18 protein-coding genes are annotated in these 21,161 nt (G+C 59.8%); 6 read left to right on the top strand and 12 right to left on the bottom strand.

Annotated elements, in window-relative coordinates:
* Positions 1-80: 80 nt before the first annotated feature.
* The 3 genes from ABIB44_RS19960 to ABIB44_RS19950 all read right to left on the bottom strand — a co-directional run bounded on the left by ABIB44_RS19960 (position 81) and on the right by ABIB44_RS19950 (position 3,607).
* Positions 81-827, bottom strand: coding sequence for an SDR family NAD(P)-dependent oxidoreductase (locus tag ABIB44_RS19960; RefSeq protein WP_354586446.1), 747 nt, complete (start codon positions 825-827; stop codon positions 81-83).
* Between the two features lie 165 nt (positions 828-992).
* On the bottom strand, positions 993-2,810 hold the full coding sequence (locus ABIB44_RS19955; protein WP_354586445.1) for an acyl-CoA dehydrogenase: 1,818 nt from the start codon (positions 2,808-2,810) through the stop codon (positions 993-995).
* 242 nt (positions 2,811-3,052) lie between these two features.
* Positions 3,053-3,607, bottom strand: coding sequence for a Crp/Fnr family transcriptional regulator (locus ABIB44_RS19950; protein WP_354586444.1), 555 nt, complete (start codon positions 3,605-3,607; stop codon positions 3,053-3,055).
* A gap of 166 nt (positions 3,608-3,773) precedes the next feature.
* Between ABIB44_RS19950 and ABIB44_RS19945 the strand changes: the two genes are divergently transcribed.
* Entirely contained in the window at positions 3,774-4,712 is a 939-nt protein-coding gene (locus ABIB44_RS19945; protein WP_354586443.1) for a D-2-hydroxyacid dehydrogenase, read from the top strand.
* Positions 4,713-4,806: 94 nt separating this feature from the next.
* Here ABIB44_RS19945 and ABIB44_RS19940 read toward each other — a convergent pair whose 3' ends face one another.
* From ABIB44_RS19940 to ABIB44_RS19900, 9 genes are all read right to left on the bottom strand, one after another.
* Positions 4,807-5,643, bottom strand: coding sequence for an enoyl-ACP reductase FabI (locus ABIB44_RS19940; protein ID WP_354586442.1), 837 nt, complete (start codon positions 5,641-5,643; stop codon positions 4,807-4,809).
* 343 nt (positions 5,644-5,986) lie between these two features.
* The gene (gene recN, locus ABIB44_RS19935; RefSeq protein WP_354586441.1) at positions 5,987-7,657 is read right to left on the bottom strand and encodes a DNA repair protein RecN; all 1,671 of its coding nucleotides are present in this window, start codon (positions 7,655-7,657) and stop codon (positions 5,987-5,989) included.
* A 30-nt stretch (positions 7,658-7,687) separates the two neighbouring features.
* Positions 7,688-8,059, bottom strand: a complete 372-nt coding sequence (locus ABIB44_RS19930; protein ID WP_354586440.1) for a hypothetical protein — start codon at positions 8,057-8,059, stop codon at positions 7,688-7,690.
* On the bottom strand, positions 8,059-8,994 hold the full coding sequence (gene porD / locus ABIB44_RS19925; RefSeq protein ID WP_354586439.1) for a type IX secretion system protein PorD: 936 nt from the start codon (positions 8,992-8,994) through the stop codon (positions 8,059-8,061). Before porD ends, ABIB44_RS19930 begins: the two co-directional genes overlap by 1 nt.
* On the bottom strand, positions 8,991-9,650 hold the full coding sequence (locus ABIB44_RS19920) for a phosphopantothenoylcysteine decarboxylase domain-containing protein (RefSeq protein ID WP_354586438.1): 660 nt from the start codon (positions 9,648-9,650) through the stop codon (positions 8,991-8,993). Before ABIB44_RS19920 ends, porD begins: the two co-directional genes overlap by 4 nt.
* 154 nt (positions 9,651-9,804) lie before the next feature.
* Positions 9,805-10,392, bottom strand: a complete 588-nt coding sequence (locus ABIB44_RS19915) for a flavoprotein (protein ID WP_502916506.1) — start codon at positions 10,390-10,392, stop codon at positions 9,805-9,807.
* A gap of 138 nt (positions 10,393-10,530) precedes the next feature.
* Positions 10,531-10,878 (bottom strand): DNA-directed RNA polymerase subunit omega, encoded by a 348-nt coding sequence (locus tag ABIB44_RS19910; protein WP_354586437.1) that lies wholly within the window; start codon positions 10,876-10,878, stop codon positions 10,531-10,533.
* Positions 10,879-10,978: 100 nt separating this feature from the next.
* Positions 10,979-11,809, bottom strand: coding sequence for an outer membrane protein assembly factor BamD (locus ABIB44_RS19905; protein WP_354586436.1), 831 nt, complete (start codon positions 11,807-11,809; stop codon positions 10,979-10,981).
* 99 nt (positions 11,810-11,908) lie between these two features.
* Positions 11,909-13,711, bottom strand: coding sequence for an OstA-like protein (locus ABIB44_RS19900; RefSeq protein ID WP_354586435.1), 1,803 nt, complete (start codon positions 13,709-13,711; stop codon positions 11,909-11,911).
* A gap of 117 nt (positions 13,712-13,828) precedes the next feature.
* Here ABIB44_RS19900 and tilS point away from each other — a divergent pair, with 117 nt between their 5' ends.
* The 5 genes from tilS (at position 13,829) to mdh (ending at position 21,091) form a co-directional block, all read left to right on the top strand.
* Positions 13,829-15,160: a tRNA lysidine(34) synthetase TilS gene (tilS, locus tag ABIB44_RS19895; protein ID WP_354586434.1), complete on the top strand. Its 1,332-nt coding sequence runs from the start codon at positions 13,829-13,831 to the stop codon at positions 15,158-15,160.
* Positions 15,161-16,023: 863 nt separating this feature from the next.
* A complete protein-coding gene (locus ABIB44_RS19890; RefSeq protein ID WP_354586433.1) occupies positions 16,024-16,284 on the top strand; it encodes a hypothetical protein in 261 nt (86 codons plus the stop codon).
* Positions 16,285-16,417: 133 nt separating this feature from the next.
* Complete coding sequence (locus tag ABIB44_RS19885) at positions 16,418-17,311, top strand: GLPGLI family protein (RefSeq protein ID WP_354586432.1); 894 nt, start codon at positions 16,418-16,420, stop codon at positions 17,309-17,311.
* Between the two features lie 62 nt (positions 17,312-17,373).
* Positions 17,374-20,034 carry a TonB-dependent receptor gene (locus ABIB44_RS19880; protein ID WP_354586431.1) on the top strand — a complete coding sequence of 887 codons (2,661 nt, stop codon included), beginning with the start codon at positions 17,374-17,376 and terminating at the stop codon, positions 20,032-20,034.
* A 112-nt stretch (positions 20,035-20,146) separates the two neighbouring features.
* Positions 20,147-21,091, top strand: coding sequence for a malate dehydrogenase (gene mdh, locus ABIB44_RS19875; protein WP_354586430.1), 945 nt, complete (start codon positions 20,147-20,149; stop codon positions 21,089-21,091).
* The last annotated feature ends 70 nt before the right edge of the window (positions 21,092-21,161 follow it).

The raw sequence follows: 21,161 nt of genomic DNA, 5'->3' as shown, positions 1-21,161 counted from the left end.
AGCGCGCAGCCTGTGCTGCGCTTTCGTTAAACGTTTTGCTCCCTAGTAGCGCGGGTACCCGACGCAACAAAGGCGGCATCCTACGAAATCACGCCGCTGTCAATCACCAGCTGGGTGCCGTTGGTGTAGCTCGAATCGTCCGACGCCAAGTAAATAAACGCTTTGGCCACTTCTTCGGCTCGGCCCAGGCGCTTCATCGGGCTGGCGGATACCATTTGCTGGCGCACTTCCTCGGGCGCGTCTTTGATGAGCGGCGTGTCGATGTAATACGGGCAGAGGGCATTCACGCGCACGTTGCGCCGGGCAAACTCCAGGGCGGCCACGCGGGTGAGGCCCAGCACGCCGTGCTTCGAGGCCACGTAGGCGCTCAAGCCGGGCGCGCCCTTCAGCCCGGCCAGCGACGACATATTCACGATTACGCCCCCGCCCTGTTGCACGAACTGCGCCAGCTCGTATTTCATGCAGGCGAACACGCCGGTCAGGTTCACATCGATGATGCGCTGAAACGACTCCTCGCTGGTTTCGAGGAAGCTGAAGAAGCCTTCGCCGATACCAGCGTTGTTCAGCGCCACGTCGAGCCGGCCAAACTGCGCCACCGTGGCAGCAATGGCCTGCTGAATATTGGCCGAATCGGTCACGTCGAGCGGCACGAAAACGGCTTCGGCCCCGGCGGCCCGCACCTCGGCCAGCGCGGCGGCGTGGTCGGAGCCGGGCAGGTCGGCAATCACGACTTTCGCGCCTTCGTGGGCGGCGGCTACGGCAGCGGCCCGGCCCAGCCCGGAGGCTCCACCGGTGATGAAGACAACTTTGTTTTCGAGTTTTTTCATGTGAAGCGGGGATGCATAAATTTGCAAGAAGGCAAGTGAAACGTCATGCTGAGCTTGTCGAAGCATCTCTACCGCGCAGCTAATTCTTTCGATTGAGTTTACTGCGGCGGTAGAGATGCTTCGACAAGCTCAGCATGACGTTCCTTTACTAGCCGCGCCGACGACCTAAAACCACGCCTCCTGCATATCCACCGTCACGGCGTTGGCCGATTGCAGGCGCTTAGCCAGGCCAGGCACTTTCACCAGCTCGTATTCGTAGAAATACCGGGCCGCCATGAGCTTGCCGTGATAGAAATTCTGGTCGTCGGGGTGAGCTGCGGGCAGGGCGGCCTGGGCCACGGTGGCTTGCCGCAGCCACTGCCAGGCCACCACCACCAGCCCGGCCAGCTCCAGGTAGAGCGTGGCATCGGCCAGAAATAATTCGTGGTCCTGCGCGGCCACGCCCAGCAGGTGGCCCGTGGTCTGTTGCAGGATGCCCACGTTTTTGCCAAGCTGGGCGGCCAGCGGGGCCAGCTCCGATACGGCTTCAGCCGCTGCCATAGCGGCCTGCATTTCTTCCAGCAGCAGGGCCACGGCCCGGCCGCCGTGCTGGGTGATTTTTCGGCCCAGCAAATCGAGCCCCTGAATACCGGTAGTACCCTCGTGGATGGGGTGAATGCGCGACTCGCGCCAGAACTGCTCCACCGGAAAATCGGTAGTATAGCCCGCCCCGCCGTGCACCTGAATGGCGGCGCTGGTGCTCAGCACCCCCATTTCGGAGGGGTAGGTTTTGGCGATGGGCATCAGCAAATCGAGCAACAGCTCGGCGCGCTCTTTTTCTTCGCCCTCCCCTACTCCGGCTACATCCATGTAATAGCTGCATTGCAACAGCAGCCCCAGCGCGCCCTCCATGGTGGCTTTCTGGAAGAGCAGCATCCGCTTCACGTCGGCGTGCCGAATGATGGGCACCTGGGGTTTGGTGACGTCGCGACTGGCAACATGCCGGCCCTGGGGGCGGGCGCGGGCGTATTCGAGGGCCGCGTAATAGGCGGCCGTGCCGATGGCCGCCGCGCTCACGCCCACGGCCAGCCGGGCCTCGTTCATCATCTGAAACATGTAGCGTAGGCCCTGGTTGGGCTCCCCCACGAGGTAGCCACGGCAGTCGCCGTCGCCGCCCATCATGAGGTGGGCAATGGGCGCGCCCTTGCAGCCCAGCTTGTGGTAGATACCGGCCGTCACCACGTCGTTCGGGATTAACTCTTCCGGCCGGGTGGTCTCCGTGGGCAGCCCTTCGGCCACGCGCTGGCGCGGCACGGCAAACAGCGAAATGCCCTTCGCCCCCGCCGGCGCGCCCTTGATGCGGGCCAGCATGAGGTGCACCACGTTATCGCAGGCATCGTGGTCGCCGGAGGAGATGTAGATTTTCTGGCCGCGCAGCCGGTAGTAGCCGTCCTCCGTGGGCTCGGCCGAGGTGGTGATGTCGGAGAGGGAGCTGCCGGCATCGGGCTCGGTCAGGGCCATGGTGCCCTGCCAGCGGCCGGCGTACATGTGCGGCGTGAAGGCGGCCACCAGCGCCGGGGTGGCAAAGCTGCGCAGCAGGTTGGCGGCCCCCAGCGTGAGAAAGGGCGGCACGCTGGCCGAGTAGTTGGTGGCCTGCATGGCAAACACGGCCGCGTTGTACACGGTACCGGGCAGCTGCTGGCCCCCTTCCTCGTACGAGAACAAGGCGTTTATCCAGCCATCCTCGCCGAAGCGGCGCACGATGTTTCGTACGCCGGGGTGCAGCCGAATGGTGCCATCCACGAGCTGCGGCTCTTGGCGGTCGAGCTCGGTGAGTAGCGGGCGCAGCAGCTGGTCGGCGAACTGGCCGGCGGTATCCAGCACGAGGTCGATGGAGCCGCGGTCGTGGTCCTGGAAATACGGGAAGCGGCTCAGCGCTTCCACGTGCAGTACTTCGTGGAGCTGAAACGCGAGGTCGCGGCGGGAATAGGCTTGCTTGGCCATTTAGAATTGGAATTGGGTGGGAAGGGAGCGCGGGTAAAAGTACCGGCTGGCTTCGCGGGGCCCAATGACCTAGGTTAAGAAATGCGGTGGGTGTATGGCTGTGGTAGAAGGAGCGTCATGCTGAGCTTGTCGAAGCATCTCTACCGCGCAACCCATTCAAATCAAAAAATTACTTGCGCGGTAGAGATGCTTCGACAAGCTCAGCATGACGTTCTTTCCCCCCTATCCCCCGCCCCCTACCCTCACAGCTGCGCCCGCATGCGGCTCAGGCTCTCCGGCTTCACGCCCAGGTAGGTGGCAAGATGCCGCTGCGGCACCTGCTGAATCAGCTCGGGGTTTTGCTGCATCAGGGCGAGGTAGCGGGTACGCAGGTCGTCCATCTGGAACGCGCGCAGGCGCTCGGTGAGGCCGCAGACCAGGTTTTCGTTGATGCGGCGGCCCAGCCGCTCCATCGGCGGCACGCGACGGAACAGGCGGTTGAGGTCGGGAATTAGGATTTCATGGGCCAGCACGTCGGTCAGGCATTCGAAATACAGCTCGGTGGGCACCTGGGCCACAATGCTCAGGGTGTCGAAACAGAACGAGTCGACCCCGTAAAAGGCGCTGGTGATGTCTTCGCCGCGCACGAGGCGGTAGGCGCGGGCCAGACCGGTTTCGATGAAATAGAGACGGTCTGGCGGTGGGCCTGGGTGGAACAGCTCGGTGCCTTTGCGGAAGGTGCAGGGCCGAAAGGCGGCCAGGGTTTGTTCCAGCTCGGCAGCGGTAAGGTGGGCGTGCTGAAGCAGGTAGGCGCGCATGAGCGGAGCGAAAAAGTGCGCGAATGACGCGAAAAAGAGGGTAAATTTTGCTGAAAAAGCAATTTCTTCACGAAAAGTACGTCGCGGGCGCAGCACCTTTGCACACACCCGGCTTCATCGGCTCACCCTCTTGCCCATTGGCTGTCGCTTTGCCGGCGGCTTTGCTATGCGTCTTTTCGTTTATTCGCCCCTGAGCGCCCCGGCCCGCGCTTATTTGCACCAGCAGCTTCCGGCCGAAGTCGAAGCCACTTTCAGAGCCGACCTGGCCCCCGAAGACCAGTTCCCCACCTTCCAGGAGGCCGACGTGCTGCTTGGCAACCCGCCGCCCACCTGGCTGGCAGCCGGCCCCTCGCCCCTGCTGCGCTTCTGGCAGATTGACTCGGCCGGCTTCGAGCGCTACCGCCACCTGCGCTTGCCTTTGCCCGTGGCCAACATGGGCGACTTTTTTTCCTGGCCCTGCGCCGAAACGATGGTAGGTGGCCTGCTGGCCCTCTACCGCCACCTAGCCGAGTTGGCCGTGCTGCAGGCCCAGAAAAAATGGGTGGGTGGGGCCTACGTGCGCAACCGCGCGGGCCTGTTGCGCGGCAAGCGCGTGGTGGTGCTGGGCGCGGGGGCCATTGCGCTGGCCCTGCGCCAGCAGCTCAGCGGCTTCGAATGCCCCGTGCAGCTGCTGGCCCGCACCAACTCCGCCGCCCAGCTGCGCTCTAAAGACGACTTGCTGGCCGCCCTGCCAGACACTGATATTGTGATAAACACCCTGCCCGGGAGCGCCGAGGGCTTCGTCTCGGCCGAACTGCTGGCGGCCATGCGCCCGGGCAGCATCTACGCCAGCGTGGGCCGGGGCAATACCACCGATGAGCCCGCCCTCATTGCCGCGCTGCAAGCCGGCCACCTCGGCGGGGCCGTGCTCGACGTAACGGCCGTCGAGCCCCTGCCCGCCGACAACCCGCTCTGGACCCTGCCCAACGTGCTGCTCACCCAGCACACCGGCGGCGGCCAGGCCCTGGAGGACGAAAACAAAGTCGACATGCTGCTGCGCAACCTGGAAAACCTGCGCCACGACCAGCCGCTGGAGAATCTGGTGGATTTGAGCCGGGGGTATTGAGGGTAGCGCGGACTTCAGCCATGCCCGCCTTCTCACAAAAAAAGTCCGACCAGCTGGTCGGACTTTTTTTTGTGAAAAGGCAACTAAACCGAATCTATTCAGCGCTTTGCGCGCCGGCTGCTTTGGTCATCACGTCCACAATCTCGGCCGAGATGCCGGTGGTGCTGAAACCGCCGTCGTGCATCAGGTTTTGCATGGTCACGTAGCGCGTGAGGTCCGAGAACAGCGAGATGCAGTAGTCGGCGCAGGCTTCGGCCGGAGCGTTACCCAAGGGCGACATCATATCGGCGAAGTTGTAGAAGGCGTCGAAGCCGGTGATGCCGGTGCCGGCCGTAGTTTTGGTGGGCGACTGCGACACGGTGTTTACGCGCACCTTTTTCAGCTTGCCGAAACGCTGGCCGTAGCTGCGGGCAATGCTTTCGAGCATGGCCTTGGCCTGGGTCATGTCGGTGTAGTCGAGAAAGGCGCGCTGCGAGGCGATGTAGCTCAGGGCCACAATACTGCCCCACTCGTTCATGGCATCCTGCTTTTCGGCCACGGCCATCATCTTGTGGAACGACATGGCCGACACATCAATCGTCTGCTGGAAGAATTTGTAGTCCAGCTCGCCGTAATGCTTCTTTTTGCGGATGTTGGCGCTCATGCCGATGCTGTGCAGCACGAAGTCAATTTTGCCGCCCAGCTGCTCCTGTGCGCCCGAAAACAGCGCCTCCAGCTCCTCGGTCGAAGTCGCATCGGCCGGGATAATGGGGGCGTTGCACTCCTCGCTCAGCTTGTTGATTTCGCCCATGCGCATGGCCAGCGGCGCGTTGGTGAGCACGAAGCGAGCCCCTTCGGCGTGCGCCCGCTGGGCCACTTTCCAGGCAATAGAATGTTCGTTGAGCGCACCGGAAATGATGCCGACTTTGCCGGCGAGGAGATTATTAGGCATAATAAGGTGTAGGTGAATTAGCGTGCCAAGATAATAGAGCGCGTTGGGTTGAGCTCAGTGCGACATGGCGATAATCACGGATGCAGCGACTAACCCAACCACGGACAAGCCTAAGGGAATTGCCCATGCGCTTGTCGTACGGTCACGTTGCCACCTCGCAAACACCAGTAAAATGTACAAGACCAGCATTCCTGCGATAGCAGCCCATATTGCTATCGAAGAGTTATTATTGCCTAGGCTGAAATGAAGTCCGAGCATCAGAAAGAAGCCCAGACTGATGATGCTGATGGATTTCCGAGACGACAGGTCCATAAGTTGTTTTTGTGAAACAAGTCTATACAAATTACCCCACCACTTCGCCTCGCAGCGCCAGCAGCTCGCGGGCGCTCTGGAAGGCGTTTTCGCTGGGCTTGGCCCCCGCAATCATGTGCGCGATTTCCTTGATGCGGTCGTCCTTACTCAGCTCACGGATGCGGCTCACGGTGCGGTCGGCGCGGTCTTCCTTGTACACGAAGTAGTGCACGTCGCCGGCCGCCGCCATCTGGGGCAGGTGCGAAATGGCCACCAGCTGGTGCTTCTGCGCCATCTGCTGCATCATGCGGCCCACCTTCACCGCGATTTCGCCCGAGATGCCGGTGTCAATTTCGTCGAATACAATCGTGGGCAGCGCCGTTTTATCGGCCAGCATGTACTTGATGCACAGCATAAGGCGCGAGAACTCGCCGCCCGAAGCGGCCTTGCTCAGGGTCTGGGGCTGCGCGCCTTTGTTGGCCGTGAAGAGGATGCTCACCACGTCGATGCCGCTGGTGGCCGGCGCGCCGGTGCCGTGCTGCACCACGATGCGGGCGTGCGGCATGCCCAAATCGGCCAGCAGCAGCCCCAGCTGCTTCTCGAAGTGCGGAAACGACTTGCGCCGGCTCTCCGACAACTTATTCCCCTGCTTGGTTACGGCGGCCAGCGCCGCGTCCGAATCCTTGCGCAGGCGGGCAATTTCCTTGTCCAGGCTCAGCACTGAGCTTACTTTCTGGCGCAGCGCGTCGCGCACTTCCATGAGCGCGGGCAGGTCGCGGGCCTGGTGCTTGCGCTGCAGGGTGTAGAGCACGTTCAGGCGGTCCTGCAGCTCCTCGGCGCGGGCGGGGTCGCCTTCGGTACGACGCTCGGCGGTTTCTACCTCGTCGGCGATGTCGTGCAGCTCAATCAGGCAGGAATTCAGGCGCTCGCGCAGCTCGCGAAAGTTGTCGGCGTAGCTCGAAACCTGGCCCAGGAGGCCTACGGCTTCCTTGAGGTTGCCGGTGGCGCAGGTTTCGCTGTCGCGTAGGCCGTGCAGGGCCTGGCTCAGCTTGTACTTGATTTCCTCGGCGTGCTCCAGCTGCTTCACTTCCTGCTCCAGCGCATCCTGGTCCTCGTTGTCGAGGCGGGCCTCTTCCAGCTCGTTCAGTAAAAAGCTGTTGTAGTCGAGCTCCTTGCTGGCCTGGGCGGCCTGGCTTTCCAGGGCCTGCAGGTCGGTTTCGAGCTTGCGGTACTGCCGGAAGGCGTGGCTATACATGGTGCGCTGCGGCACCAGCCCGGCGTACAAATCCAGCAGATTCAACTGAAAAACGCCGTCGCCCAGCAGCAGCGTGTCGTGCTGCGAGTGAATATCCATCAGGTTGGCCCCAATTTTCCGCAGCGCTTCCAGCGTTACCGGCGTGTCGTTCACGAAGGCGCGCGACTTGCCGTTGGGGCTGATTTCGCGCCGCAGAATGCAGTGCGTATCGTAATCCAAATCCTCGGCCTCGAAAATATCCTGCAGCTGGTAGTTGGCAATGTCAAACTGCCCTTCAATCACGCATTTGCGTTCGGTATCGAACAGCATGCGCGAATCGGCCCGGTTGCCCAGCAACAGCCCAATCGCCCCCAGCATAATGGATTTTCCGGCCCCGGTTTCGCCCGTAATAATGTTCAGCAACGGTGAAGGACGCAATTCTAATTGCTCAATCAGCGCGTAGTTATTAATCCGTAAATCGACTAGCATAAGATATTGTAACGACTACACGCTAGTCGCTTAGTTGGTCTGAAAAAACATAAATAAGAACAGCAGGAAAGAAAAGACGCGAATGCACCTGATAATTAGGAGCGTCTGGTTTATTTCGTTTTGCAATTCTTCATCCGGCGAGCTGTTAATAAGTGCAGGCCATATCATTCTGACCCGGCGATTGCTTCTTATTGCCCCAGCTAAATGGAATGGCCCGAAGCCGCTAACAAACTCCCGAAAGAAACTAAACACCCCTACACCGTCTTGCGTTTTATTAGCCTTTAGCTTTTTACCTGCATTCAGTGCGTGTTCCAGAAAAGCTGCTTTGACGCTGAAGTAATAACCTAATATTACGCAACTGCTGAAGGCAATAAATGCGAAAATGAAGGCATTATTATGCACTATCTCAAAAGGGTTTGATACTTGGCCGAGTTCGTGGGGTCCACATCAGTCAGCATGGTCACGAGTTGCTGCTTGAGCTGGGCATCGGGACTGGTGCGGAAAATGTTGGTGATTTCATCGGACTTCGCATCGAAGAAAGCCCGCACGAACAAGGTGCCGGGGCGCGTGAGCGCCGCTTTCTGCACGCCGGTGAGGGCTACCATTACCGAGGCGCGGGCCTCTTCGGGCTTCTCGATAAAAATGTCCATGCCCTGCCGGTAGTAGCCGTAGAGGCTGGTGCGGAAGGCTTCTAGTTGCGGGTCGAGCAGGTTGTCGAGCAGAAAGTGGCGCTCGCGCGAGCCGCTGCCGCGCCACCCTTCGTCGGGCTCATTGGTCTGGGTCTGGTTGGCGGTGTAGTTCACGATGGTGCGGGCCTGCTCGTAGTAGAGAGTGCCGCCGAGGCGGGCAAACGAGTCGCGGTCGAGCCCAATCACCAGGTTGGCGTAAAAGCCCAGCAGCGAAGCCAGGTTCGAGGTGAAGCTGTTGGCCGAATACGACAGCGGATTCTGCGGCGAGTAATTAAAATTAAAGTTCTTATCAACCAGACTCACGAGATTGGTTTCGTAGCCGGTGCCATACACCGGGCGCGTCGAAATCAGGCGCATGGTGCAGTTGTAGGTACCATTCACCGGAATAGCCGTGATGCCGATGAACATTTTGAGCCGGATGCGCTCGGTGGGCTGATAAACGAGGTTGGTCCAGGCCTGGGTATTGAGCAGGTTACGGATTTCATTCTGCATCTGCGTCACGATGCTGGGGTCCGAAATCGTCACGTTTTCGGTTGATACCCGCACTTCGGCCAGCAATTCCTGGGCGCGGGCGGGGCCGGCCAACAGCAGCGCCAGCAGCAACAGCAACGCGGGCAGCGGCCGGGCCGCGAGAAAGGTTCGCATCATAAGGACGGAGGAGAAGATGGCCGGCGGGCCAGAATCAGGCTAACCAGTCCGCGAGCCACGTCGGCCTTGGACTGCAACTCAAAATTAACGATTTGGCCGGTGGCATCCAGCACGGTCACCTTGTTGGTGTCGTGCCCAAAGCCCGCGCCCGCGTCGCGCAGCGAATTCAGCACCACGAGGTCGAAATTCTTGCGGCGCAGCTTGCCTTCGGCGTGGGCCAGCTCGTTCGTGGTTTCCAACGCAAAACCGACGGCAAATTGTTCAGCCCGCTTGCGCTGGCCGAGCGTGGCGGCAATGTCCACGTTCTTTACCAGCTCCAGCGTCAGTGTTTCGCCCGATTTTTTAATTTTCTCGCTTGCCACCTGCGCCGGCCGGTAGTCGGCCACGGCCGCCGCGAATACCCACACGTCGGCCTCAGCGGCCACTTTTTCCGCCGCCGCAAACATCTCAGCCGCCGTTTCTACCCGCACCGTGCGGATGCGGGGGCTGGCGGGGTCGGGCAATTGGCTGGGGCCGCTCACCAGCGTTACCTGCGCGCCGGCGGCGGCAAAGGCCTCGGCCAGCGCGTAGCCCATCTTGCCCGTCGAGCGGTTGCCGAGGAAGCGGACGGGGTCGAGCGGCTCGTAGGTGGGACCGGCGGTGAGGAGAACGTGCATTTATTATTGATGTATAAGAGCGAATTGATAATAGCCCGTTATGCTGAGTGAAGTCGAAGCATCTCGCGTGTGGTAGTAACTCAATCCTTGCAGCGTCATTGATTAGTTGAAGCACGCGAGATGCTTCGACTTCGCACAGCATGACGGGCTATTATCAATTCTTTTCTCCAAAAAACTGCTCCAGCTCCGCCACAATATCCTCCGGCTCCAGCATGCGGCCGGGGCCGCGCAGGCCGCTGGCCAGCTCGCCGCTGGGCGACTCGAATACGTGGTTGCCGAAGCTGCGCAGCCGGGCCAGGTTCTGGGTCACGGCCGGATGGGCGTACATATCCAGGTCCATGGCCGGGGCCAGAAATACCGGGCAGCGGGCCGACAAATACACGGCGCACAGCAAATTGGGACACAAGCCGTTGGCGAGCTGGCCGATGGTGTTGGCGCTGGCCGGCGCAATCAGCAGGGCATCGGCCCACAGGCCCAGCTCGACGTGGTTGTGCCACTCGCCGGCGGCTGCATCGCGCAAAAAGCCCGTGAGCACGGGCTTTTTGGAGAGCGTGCCCAGCGTGAGGGGCGTCACGAAAGCGGTGGCCGCTTCCGTGAGAATCACCTGCACTTCGGCCCCGGCCTGCACCAGCAGGCGCGTGAGCGGGGCCGCTTTGTAGGCCGCGATGCTGCCGCTCACACCCAGCAGGATGCGGCGGCCGGCGAGGAAGGCAGCAGGAATTAGAGAAGCGGTGGCGGTCATGGAATGATTATACAAAAAGAACGTCATGCTGAACGCAGGGAAGCATCTCTACCGCAATAGTAACTAAATTACTGTTGCGGTAGAGATGCTTCCCTGCGTTCAGCATGACGTTCTTACAAACAATCAGACGACAAAAGCCTAGAACAGTTCGCGCGGAATCGGAACCTCCTCCGGCTCGGGCGTGGTGTAGGCGATTTTACCTTGCAGAAATTCTTCAATGGCGAGGCTGGTGGGCTTGGGCATGCGCTCATATGACTTCGACACCTCGATTTGCTCGCGGTTCTCGAACACTTCCTCCAGGTTGTCGACGGTGGAAGCGAACTCGGCCAGGCGGTCGTTCAACTCCTCTTTCAGCTTAATCGACAGCTGGTTGGCGCGCTTGGAAATCACGGCAATGGCCTCGTACACGTTGCCGTTGTCGCCGGTGATGTCGGCGATGTTGCGCGTGACGATGGAGCTCGATACAGCGTTGGGATTCGGTTTCATGGGCTTATTAGTTGTTAGTTATTCGTTATCGGTTGTCAGGTGCTGGCACCAGTTTCAGGACGAAGCCCATCAACTGATAACGAGCAGCTAACCGCTAAAGTTAGTTGGCGGCGGCCGTGGGCAGGGCCTTCAGCCGGGCGATTTCGCGCTGGCTGGTGTCATACATGCCCAGGGCGGCCTTCAGGTTCTTGCTCTGCGGGTAGGCATCCACAAACTGCTGGTAGAAGGCGACGACCTCCAGAAAACGTTCGCGCTGCTTGTTTTCCACGCTTTCCTGGGCCCAGGCGTACTGCGCGCTGACGCGCAGGAAGGAGGCCTGCTCGGCGTAGGCCGAAGCCGGGTAGCTTAGCTGGAAATTAGTGAGGGCGACCACGGCCGCCTGGTTGTAGCGCAGCTGGTAGTAGAGGCGGGCACTTTCGAAGGCTTTGTTTTCCAGCTTCTTCTGCAGTTCCTGCGACATGCTTTCCGTTTCTGCCCGGAATTTGCTGTTGCCGTAGCGGTTCAGGAAATCCTGAATGGATTCGAGGGCCGAGATAGTATTCGTTTGGTCGAGCTCATAGCCCGGCGAATCCAGAAACAGGGACTTGGCGTGCAAATATGAGGCCTCCTCGGCATACTCCGAGTTGGGGTACGTGTCGGTGAATGACTTGAAATAGAAGGCACTCAGCACGTAGTTGCGCTGCTTGTAGTTGGTGTTGGCAAAGTAGAACTGGGCCTTCTCCGCCTCGGGCCGGCCTTTGAGCAGCGGAATCAGGTCTTCGAGCAGCGTACCGGCCCGGAAAAAGTCGCCCTTGTCGTAATACTGAATGGCGGCTTCGTACTTTTTATTAACGTCGGGGCTTTTCAGCAACCGCTGATAGCTGCTGGTGCAGGAGCCCAGCAGCAGCGAAGTAACGAACAGAAAGAGAACCAGGAGGCGGGAAATCGGCATAAGGGGTGCAAAGGTAACGATTTGAGCCCGGGAAGGCAAACCCGCCCGCAAGCCGGGCCGGCAGCAGCAAGAGTGCCCCGCCGCCGGCAAAGGTTGCAGCTAGCGCTTCGGCAGGCCCGCGGCCCGCGGCCCCGGGCTTACCGAAGCAGCCGGCAGCGCGGGTTTGGCGGGAGCTTTAGGTGCTGTGGGAGCCTTCGGGAGCGTTTTGGCCGGGTTTTTCTTTGGTGCAGGCTTTTTGGAGCTGCGCTTGGGAGTGGTTTTTTTCCTGACCACTTTCTTCCTGGGGCGGTCGTCGAACTGCTTGCCCAATACCTGGCGGCGGGTGGGGCGTTCCGAGGCCCGCCAGGAGTATCCTTTCAGGCGCTCATCGTCGGGCTTGAGCTCGTGAGGCGGAATGAATTTGGCCTCGGGGTTGGCCAGTACCGATATGCGGTTCAGCTTGTTATCGGCGAAAAGCAGGCGCATGTTGGCCGAGAGCAGCCGGTTCATGCCAGTGGTGGCGGTGTCGCCATCGAGGGCGTAGAAGATGCTTTCGGCGTTGCCCAGCACGTCCACGCGCCGCATTTTGTCGTCACGAAAATAGGCGCGCATGCTGCGGCCCTTGGTCTGATTAAAGTTTAGCAGCGTGTCCTGGTTCACGGCAAACGCATTGCCGAACAGGCGCATCTCGTCCACCTTGCCGCGTTGCGAACGAATCTGCATCGAGTCGGACGTGAGCTGGTTGCGGGTGTGCCATAGCACGGGGTCCTGGTTCAGGTAAATAATGCTGTCCTGCCGGTCGTAGGTCAGCGAGTCGCAGATGCCCTGCATCGGGCCCCGGAAAATCTGCACCTTCGGGAAGGCGTAGAGCACGGTGCGCTTGGTGGTCTGCCCGGGCTTGGCTTCCACGCTGATAAGCGTATCGGCGGCCATGTACAAGGTGTCTTTCTGGCTGATGTTGCGCACCACCGGCCGGCCCCCGTAGAGCTTGGTGCGGCCCAGGGCGCGCCAGTAGCGGCCCATATCGCCGCGCAGCGTCAGGTTGTCCTTTTTCGAAATCAGCGATACGTGCCCTTTGGCCACGCCATACTGCTTCACCTCGTCGTACACCAGCTGGTCGCCGCCAAGCCGGTAGTTGGGCGTGTCGATTTTGGCGTTTTGCTTGAAGTCCGATACCCGGGTGATGGTGTTGTAGTTACCGCCTTCCGCATACAAGTTGCCCGATTTGCCCTTGATGCGGGTGGGGCCGTTGAAGTAGGCGATTTTGCTGACCGTGTTGTAGCGCAGCGTATCGTTGTTCAGCTCCGAGTCGGGCGTGACGAGGTGCACGTCGCGCTTAAAAACGAAAACCTTGGTGTTGGTATCATAGAAGCCCTGCTGGCTGTCGAGGGTGTTTTGCGGGTCGGTGAGGTGGCCGGTTTCGGTGTAGGCGGCGGTTTTGCGGTTCAGGTCGTAGACGAGGCTGGGCGTGGTTAGGGTCATGCGCGGGTCGCGCATCACCACGTTGCCGGTCATGCGGGCGGTGCGCCGGGCCCCGTCGTAGTAGCCGTGGTCGCCGGTAATGGTTATGGTGTCGCTCTGCACCACGCGCACGTTGCTGAAGGCTTCAACTTCATTGCGGTCGAGGTACTGGTAAGCCGAGTCGCAGTACAGAAATACGTCGTCCTGCCGAAAGCTGACGTTGCCGAGCAGCTTGCGAATTTTTAAGTCTCCAAAAATGCCGCCCACCAGTTCCCCTGTCGTGAGTAGCAGAATGGGCGAGCCCTTCAGGCCCGATGGCGTCGTGGGAGCCGGGCGCGGCCCGCGGGGCACGGCGGGGCGCACGGCAGGGGGCGTTTGGGCGGGCTTCGGCGTCTGGGCCGCGCCGAGGCGCGCCAGCAGCAGCGCGGGCAGCAATAATAGTAAGAAGCGGAACAAGGTCATGCGGGCCTCAAAGGTACGGCAGATGGCCGGGGCTAACGCCGAATGCCGCGCCATAGTGCCCGGGACAGCGCAACGTCTCCTGCGCTGGTACTTTTGTCCCGTTAACGTTTCCTACTCATGCTCGATTCCGTCCGCCAGTTCATCGCCGAACACCAGCTTTTTAACCTCGAAACCGACGCCATTCTGGTGGCCGTGAGCGGCGGCCTCGATTCGGTGGTACTGCTCGATGTGCTGCACCGGCTGGGCGCGCAGGTAGCCGTGGCGCATTGCCACTTCGGCCTGCGCGGCGAAGATGCCGACGCCGATGAGCAGTTTGTGCGCAAGCTGGCCAAGCAGTACGGCCTCCCCTATTTCGCCGAGTTTTTCCGAACCAAGGAATTTGCCGCCCAGGAAGGCATCTCGACCCAAATGGCGGCCCGCCTGCTGCGCTACCGCTGGTTCGAGCAGGTGCGCGAAACCCAGGGCCTAGCTTACATCGCCACCGCCCACCACCAGCGCGACCAGGCCGAAACCATGCTATTGAACCTCACGCACGGCACCGGCCTGGCCGGCCTGCACGGCATTCAGGTGAAGAACGGGCACATCATCCGGCCGGTGCTGGGGCTGGGGCGCGACGACCTGCACGAGTACCTGGTAGCGCATGGCCTGCGCTGGCGCGAAGACGACAGCAACGACAGCCCCGTGTACCAGCGCAATTTGCTGCGCCACGAGGTGCTGCCCGTGCTGCGCGAAATCAACCCCAGCCTCGATGATACTATGGCCGGCACCGCCGAGCGCGTGGGCGGGGCCGAGGAAATCGTGCGCCGCTACGTGGCCGACACCGCCGCTCAGGCCCGCCACGACGAGGCCGAGGTCACCTACCTCAACATCGCCACCCTGCAAAAAACCGCCGCTACCGCCTTGGTGCTGCACGAAATCCTGCGCCCCTTCGGCTTCGCCTGGCCGGTGGTGAAGGACATCGTAGGCGCTTTCGGCGGCGAGAGCGGCCGGCGCTTCGACTCGCCCACCCACCGGCTGGTGAAAGACCGCGAGAATCTGGTTATCACGCCGCGTCGGGTGGCGCAGTTCGGCACCTTCCAGCTGGCCGCTGGCCAAACCGACCTGCTGGCCGACGGCCTGCGCCTGAAAGCCGAACTGCACGACGACGCCCAGCACTTCATCATCCCACGCTCGAAAAGCACGGCCGCGTTGGATGCGGATAAAATCAAATTTCCGCTCACGCTGCGCCGCTGGCAGGAAGGCGACTGGTTTATGCCGCTGGGCATGAAAGGGAAAAAGCTGCTCAGCGACTTCCTCATCGACCAGAAAGTGCCCCTCAACCTGAAAGACGAAGTGCGCGTGCTTACCTCAGCCGACGGCAAAATCTGCTGGGTCGTGGGCTGGCGCGTCGATGACCGGTTTAAGGTGGAGGACGCAACCGAGCGCGTGCTCACGGTGCAGCGGATGTAGCATGGACGCTACGAGTCCGCGCGTGGCAGGCGCAACTGCTCCACCGTGCCGTTTCATGCGCGTTTTATCTTAACTGTGTATTGGTGTCCGATGGGCATATGCGGTCCTGCATCTGCGCGATTTGGCAGCTAACCGATTTATTACGGGACTTGAGCTACTCATCAACCGGGCAAAACAAAGAATTTTGGCCCAACATCCGGGTTGCCGCCAATGAATAACCGTATTTGTGCGAAAAATTATAAATCTTATCAATTGATAATCAAATATATAAAAACTTTATAAATAAATACAATTCCTGATGCATTTGATAAATCAATTATCTCCTGCAAATTTGCCAGGCAAGTCAACACGTCCACTCTTATTCTTTTTAAGAATGGAGCTTAAACGCCCGGATTTCCACCCTGGCAGCTTGATTTGTTACACGAATTCCGAACAATGAATTTCGGACTGCCTGTTTTCCACGCAGGCTCGCCGCCATTCGCACGTTAACCCCGCCGGTATCCGGCTTGGGTTAATTCTCTACCCGTTGCGATTCAAATCTACTGATGTCTTCGATAAGACTTCGGCGAATTTGTCAGGCGTACCACTCCCCCCTTACCTGTCAAGAAACTCCACTAGGCGCTTGCGTTGAAGTGGAATCGCATGTTCTGCAATGGGCTTGCTATGTCTGGATTAAACAGATAATCAGCATCCTTTTCTTTCCACCATTTTACCACGATACCGGTCAAGCGCAGGGCTACCTCCCCATATGCGATGATTGGCGGCAATGGCAATGAGTACCAATGTCGCTAAAAACCAGTCCGATTCCCAGCATAATGCTTGAAATCAACCCTTCCATTTCCACATTTTACCAATTCAAACCCATGAAAAAGAACTTATTTTTTGCCGTACTTCTTTGCAGCATTTCATTTGCTGGCAAAGCAGCTACCAACGAAACTAAAGTATCTCCTATCGCCAAGAAGTCAATAGCTGCTGCTATTGTTACTAAGCCTGTCAGCGTAAAGAAATTGTACGAAATTACTTTTGACTGCCCGAAACAAGGATGGTCCATCGGGTGCTACGGCTACACTGAATTACAAGCTGCGCAGGTATATCTGTACTACCAAGCAAACTTGGACTGCTAGGTGATTAGCTCCCTATTAGCTGACGTAGCAGTACGCGTCAGCTAATAGGGAGCTATTTTTTGGCCGTCAATTACTGATGTACATTCTGTTATCATAATTGATTATTTGGGCACTAATTGTGCCCCTTAATTGCATGAACAATACCTCTTGCAAGACCCAAATTTTCTTTCAAATGATTGCTGGTAAAATATTATCCTTTCCCCTATTCACTGCATTGCTAGCTCTCTGGGGACTGTGCGCCAACGCCCAGTCGACTCCTGTTCCTGCCGCCTGCTTAAGAGGGGTTTACCAGCTAGACTATAAACTCGACTCAGCTGTGGTCACTCCTAAGAGTGTGCAAATGATTTTGCGGATAAGTAACGGCGTTTCATGTTTTCAAAGCACTGGCAAACACATTTTTGATAGTGTGTACGTGAGCTTAAAAGGACTTGCCCCGCAAGAGCGTATGCAAAAGGCCCTTAATGCAACTCAAAAGGCAGTTAAGAACGAATTACGTTACACCATACTCAAGGAGCCAACTAAAAATCTGGTTTCCTACCACGATATCATTGGTTCGCTGGATTACCAATACCAAGAGCCAAAACCTCAGTTTGACTGGAAAATAACGATGAATAAAAAGACCATAGCTGGTCATGCATGCCAGCAGGCCTACACGGTTTTTGGCGGGCGGATATGGGAGACTTGGTTCACGCGCGAAATTCCAGTGAGCGAGGGGCCCTACAAGTTTTACGGGTTGCCTGGGCTCATCGTGCAGGTGCAAGACACGCACAAAAACTACGTTTTTACACTGCTTAACCTCGACACTAACCCTGTCCCTTTTGATATTTCTGTCAATTCAGGAACTGCTTTATCAGCCAATTCCTCGGCTCTCATTATTCCGAAGACAAAGTTCGAGCAAGCCAAACTAAATGATGATTTGACGTTATTGGACCGCATGTCTGCTAGCGGCAATCAGATTCCAGAAAGTGCACGCGCTAATTACCTAGGTAAATTAAAACGACGGAACAATCCATTGGAGTTGAAATAACTCACTCCGTGCAGGTTACAAACCTATATCCATCACGGCTGAAATTATTTTACCTGCTGGTAGTGCTAGCCGCGGTCTGCCCCAATGCCGCGGCCCAAACCACCCTCACCGGCACTGTGCGCAACGCGGCCGGGCAGCCGCTGGAGGGCATTCTGCTCGAAGCTGAAACCAAGGCCCAGCCACCGGCCACGGCCTTCGTTATTTCGGCCGCCGATGGCAGCTTTAGGCTGACGCTGGATGCCAAGCCGGCCAGCGACTCGGTGTACTTGCATGCCCGCGCTCTGGGCTACGCCGCGCAGCTGCGGCGGCTGTCTAACCACAGCCAAACCGTGCCGCTGACCATGCAGGCCAGCACCACGCAGTTGAGGGAGGTACTGGTGAAGAGCGCGCCCATTACGAAAACGCGCGACACCCTGAACTACCAAGTGAGCGCCTTCACCGGTAAGCAGGACCGCGTGATTGCCGACGTGCTGAAGAAGATGCCTGGCATTGAGGTGGACGGCGACGGGCGGATTTCCTATGAAGGCAAGCCGATTAACACGTTATATATCAACGGGCAGAACCTGCTGGAAGGCCGCTACACGCTGGCCAGTAATAACCTGCCCGCCGATGCCGTGCAAAGCGTGCAGGTACTCGAGCGCCACCAGCCCATTCGGGCGCTGGGCGGCCAGGTGCGGCCCGAAGAAGCAGCCCTCAACCTGAAGCTGAAGAAGAGGGTGACGGCCACTGGCCAAGCCCAGCTCGGGGCCGGCTGGGGGCCTGTTCCGCTGGGCGCGCTCTGGAATGCGAACGTGTCGCCGATGCTGTTTGCGGGCCGCCAGCAGTTGATTGACACTTACCAGACAAACAACACCGGCCAGGACGCGGCCACCCAGCTAAAGCCGCTGACGATGGGTGACCTGGCACGCAGCGGCGAGCTCAGCCCCCAGAAACCCGACCTGACGCACATTCAGGGGCTGGGCCGGCCGCCGGTGGGCACCAGCCGCTACCTCTTCAATCAGGTGCAACTGCTGAGCGCCAACCACCTCATTCCCATCAGCGCCGAAAACCAGCTTCGGGTAAATACCTCCTACCTACATGATGTGCAGACGGCGCGCAGTGGCACACAGACGCGGTTTTTCCTGCCCGACAGCCGCACTGTGACCCTGACGGAAGATAAGGCGAACCGCGCAACCTTCAACAACCTGCTGGCGGACCTGGCCTTCATCAAGAACGAGAAGCGCTACTACCTGAAAAACACACTGAGCCTCGACGGCCGCTGGGACGCCCAAACCGGCGACCTCTACCGGGCCGAAACCGGGCTGCACCTCGCCCAGCAGGCCAAAAATCCTTTCCTGAGTTTCAGCAATCGGCTGGGACTGGTGCGGCCGCTGAGCAGTGGGCCGCTCCTTCAAGTGTCGTCGCTCACGTTTTTCAGCAACAGTCCGCACCAGCTGGTCGTAAGCCCAGGGCCGTTTGCGCCGCTGCTCACCGGTGGCGTGGCCTACGACTCGGCCCGGCAGCAGGCCCGGCTGGCGGCCTTTTATACCAACAACTCGGTGGGCCTCAACCTGAGCCGAGGCAACTGGTCGTACTCGGGCCAGGCGGGCTTTTCGCAGGAGATTCAACGGCTGACCTCGGCCCTGACCGCCAGCGCCGAGCCCGCCCCCACCGGCCCGCCCCTGCACAACGACCTGCGCTGGAACCGCGGCCGCTACTATCTGGAGCCCACCCTGAGCCGCAAAACCGACACCTGGGACCTGCGCTTGAGCGGGCCGCTGAGCTACTACGATTTCCGGGCCACCGATGCGCCGCTCGGGGCCAAGCAGCACCTGCACTCCGTAGTAGCCGAGCCCAGCCTGAGCCTGGACTACAAACTAAACCAGCACTGGCACGTGTCGGCCGACGCGGACCTGAGCAACAGCTTCGGCGACATCGGCCAGCTGAACTACGCCTATATCCTGCGTGACTACCGTACCCTGCAGCGCAACGACGCGCCCCTGCCCCGCACGCAAACGCAACGCTACTCAGGCGGCTTTTATTTTCAGGACCCGCTAAACTCGCGGTTTCTCTATGCCAATTACACGTTCAGCAACGCCCTGAGCAACCGGCTCTACAGCAGCCAAGTCGATGCCAGCGGGTCCCTGACCACAGGGGTCCTCGACCAAGACAGCCGCGCCCTGACGCACGCCTTCAACGCCAACATCAGCCAGTTCATCAGCCCCTGGAAAACCAACCTGAGCGTGCAGGCCAGCGGCAGCCTGCGCCAACAGCCCCAGGTCCTGAATGGCCAGCTCACCCAAACGAGCACCCGGAGCGCCACGGCGGGTTTCAAGATGAGCGTGTCGGCCTTTGACTGGGGCAGCCTGGACTACAACGCCGCAATGACGGCCCTGAGTAGCGCCGTGGCCGACGGCCCCACCCCCACCCCCACCACCGCCTTGGTGCAGGAGCACCACGCCAGCGCCAGCCTGTTTCCGGTGGGCGGCCACCAGCTCACGCTCAGCAGCGACTACTACGATAGCCGCGGGCCGGCCCCCACGGTGCGGGCCGTATTTGCTGATTTGCTTTATCGCTACACCCTACCCACCAAGGGCCGCAAAGTGGATTTGGAGCTGCGCTGGAGCAATATTTTTGATGCCCGGCAGTATCAGTACAGCTTCGCGAGTCCGTTCCAGCTGGCCCAGACGACCTACCAGCTGCGGCCGATGCAGGTGGTGACTTCGGTGCGCATATCACTATAAATGAAGCAGTTTTGACCGGGCCGAAGCAAAAACCCGAGCCGTTAGGCAATGCGTTGCGCAGTCCGGCCGTACTTTTGCCCCCGAAACCTCCCAACCCCCAACCACTCTCTCTATGAAAGTTACCGTAGTCGGAGCCGGCAACGTGGGCGCAACCTGCGCCGACGTGCTCGCCACCCGTGAAATTGCCAACGAAATTGTGCTGGTTGACATCAAAGAAGGCATTGCCGAAGGCAAAGCCCTCGATATCTGGCAGAAATCCCCGATTATCGGCTACGACTCGCGCACCGTGGGCGTAACCAACGACTACGCCCGCACGGCCAATTCCGACGTGGTGGTGATTACCTCGGGCCTGCCGCGCAAGCCCGGCATGAGCCGCGACGACCTGATTTCGGTGAATGCCGGCATCGTGAAGTCGGTAACTGAGCAGGTGGTGGCCCACTCGCCCAAGGCCATCATCATCATCGTGAGCAACCCGCTCGACGTGATGACCTACCAGGCCCACCTCACCGCCAAACTGCCCCGCGAAAAGGTGTTCGGCATGGCCGGCATCCTTGACACGGCCCGCTACCGCGCCTTCCTGGCCGAGGCCCTGAACGTGAGCCCGAAAGACATTCAGGCCGTGCTCATGGGCGGCCACGGCGACACTATGGTGCCCCTGCCCCGCTACACCACCGTGGGCGGCATCCCCGTGACCGAGCTGATTGGCAAGGCCGAGCTCGATGCCATCGTGCAGCGCACCGCCCAGGGCGGCGGCGAGCTGGTGAAGCTGATGGGCACTTCGGCTTGGTACGCGCCCGGCGCGGCCGCAGCCCAAATGGTGGAAGCCATCGTGCGCGACCAGCGCCGCGTGTTCCCGGTGTGCCTCGAGCTGCAGGGCGAGTACGGCATCAACGGCGTGTACCTGGGTGCTCCGGTTATCCTGGGCAAAAACGGCGTGGAGCGCGTGATTGAGCTTAAGCTCAACGACGAGGAAAGAGCGATGCTGGAAACCTCGCGCGGCCACGTGAAAGAAGTGATGGACGCGCTGGATAAAATGAGCGCCGCCCCGGCTGCTTAAGTAGTCGTAATGCGTTGAAAAAGGCCGGTACTGCACAGTACCGGCCTTTTTGCGTCCCGGCTAGTTGCCC

The sequence above is a fragment of the Hymenobacter sp. UYCo722 genome (assembly GCF_040547115.1).
GTDB lineage: Bacteria > Bacteroidota > Bacteroidia > Cytophagales > Hymenobacteraceae > Hymenobacter.
This window is presented reverse-complemented; position numbering and strand designations above follow the sequence as displayed.

What these genes read in the sequence shown, in the direction of transcription:
- ABIB44_RS19915 (WP_502916506.1), bottom strand. Translation starts at nt 10,392, where the DNA reads ATGACCGCCACCGCTTCTCTAATTCCTGCTGCCTTCCTCGCCGGCCGC.
- recN (WP_354586441.1), bottom strand. Translation starts at nt 7,657, where the DNA reads ATGCTAGTCGATTTACGGATTAATAACTACGCGCTGATTGAGCAATTA.
- ABIB44_RS19905 (WP_354586436.1), bottom strand. Translation starts at nt 11,809, where the DNA reads ATGCCGATTTCCCGCCTCCTGGTTCTCTTTCTGTTCGTTACTTCGCTG.
- ABIB44_RS19955 (WP_354586445.1), bottom strand. Translation starts at nt 2,810, where the DNA reads ATGGCCAAGCAAGCCTATTCCCGCCGCGACCTCGCGTTTCAGCTCCAC.
- ABIB44_RS19940 (WP_354586442.1), bottom strand. Translation starts at nt 5,643, where the DNA reads ATGCCTAATAATCTCCTCGCCGGCAAAGTCGGCATCATTTCCGGTGCG.
- tilS (WP_354586434.1), top strand. Translation starts at nt 13,829, where the DNA reads ATGCTCGATTCCGTCCGCCAGTTCATCGCCGAACACCAGCTTTTTAAC.
- ABIB44_RS19950 (WP_354586444.1), bottom strand. Translation starts at nt 3,607, where the DNA reads ATGCGCGCCTACCTGCTTCAGCACGCCCACCTTACCGCTGCCGAGCTG.
- ABIB44_RS19885 (WP_354586432.1), top strand. Translation starts at nt 16,418, where the DNA reads ATGAACAATACCTCTTGCAAGACCCAAATTTTCTTTCAAATGATTGCT.
- ABIB44_RS19960 (WP_354586446.1), bottom strand. Translation starts at nt 827, where the DNA reads ATGAAAAAACTCGAAAACAAAGTTGTCTTCATCACCGGTGGAGCCTCC.
- ABIB44_RS19910 (WP_354586437.1), bottom strand. Translation starts at nt 10,878, where the DNA reads ATGAAACCGAATCCCAACGCTGTATCGAGCTCCATCGTCACGCGCAAC.
- ABIB44_RS19945 (WP_354586443.1), top strand. Translation starts at nt 3,774, where the DNA reads ATGCGTCTTTTCGTTTATTCGCCCCTGAGCGCCCCGGCCCGCGCTTAT.
- mdh (WP_354586430.1), top strand. Translation starts at nt 20,147, where the DNA reads ATGAAAGTTACCGTAGTCGGAGCCGGCAACGTGGGCGCAACCTGCGCC.
- ABIB44_RS19920 (WP_354586438.1), bottom strand. Translation starts at nt 9,650, where the DNA reads ATGCACGTTCTCCTCACCGCCGGTCCCACCTACGAGCCGCTCGACCCC.
- porD (WP_354586439.1), bottom strand. Translation starts at nt 8,994, where the DNA reads ATGATGCGAACCTTTCTCGCGGCCCGGCCGCTGCCCGCGTTGCTGTTG.
- ABIB44_RS19900 (WP_354586435.1), bottom strand. Translation starts at nt 13,711, where the DNA reads ATGACCTTGTTCCGCTTCTTACTATTATTGCTGCCCGCGCTGCTGCTG.
- ABIB44_RS19890 (WP_354586433.1), top strand. Translation starts at nt 16,024, where the DNA reads ATGAAAAAGAACTTATTTTTTGCCGTACTTCTTTGCAGCATTTCATTT.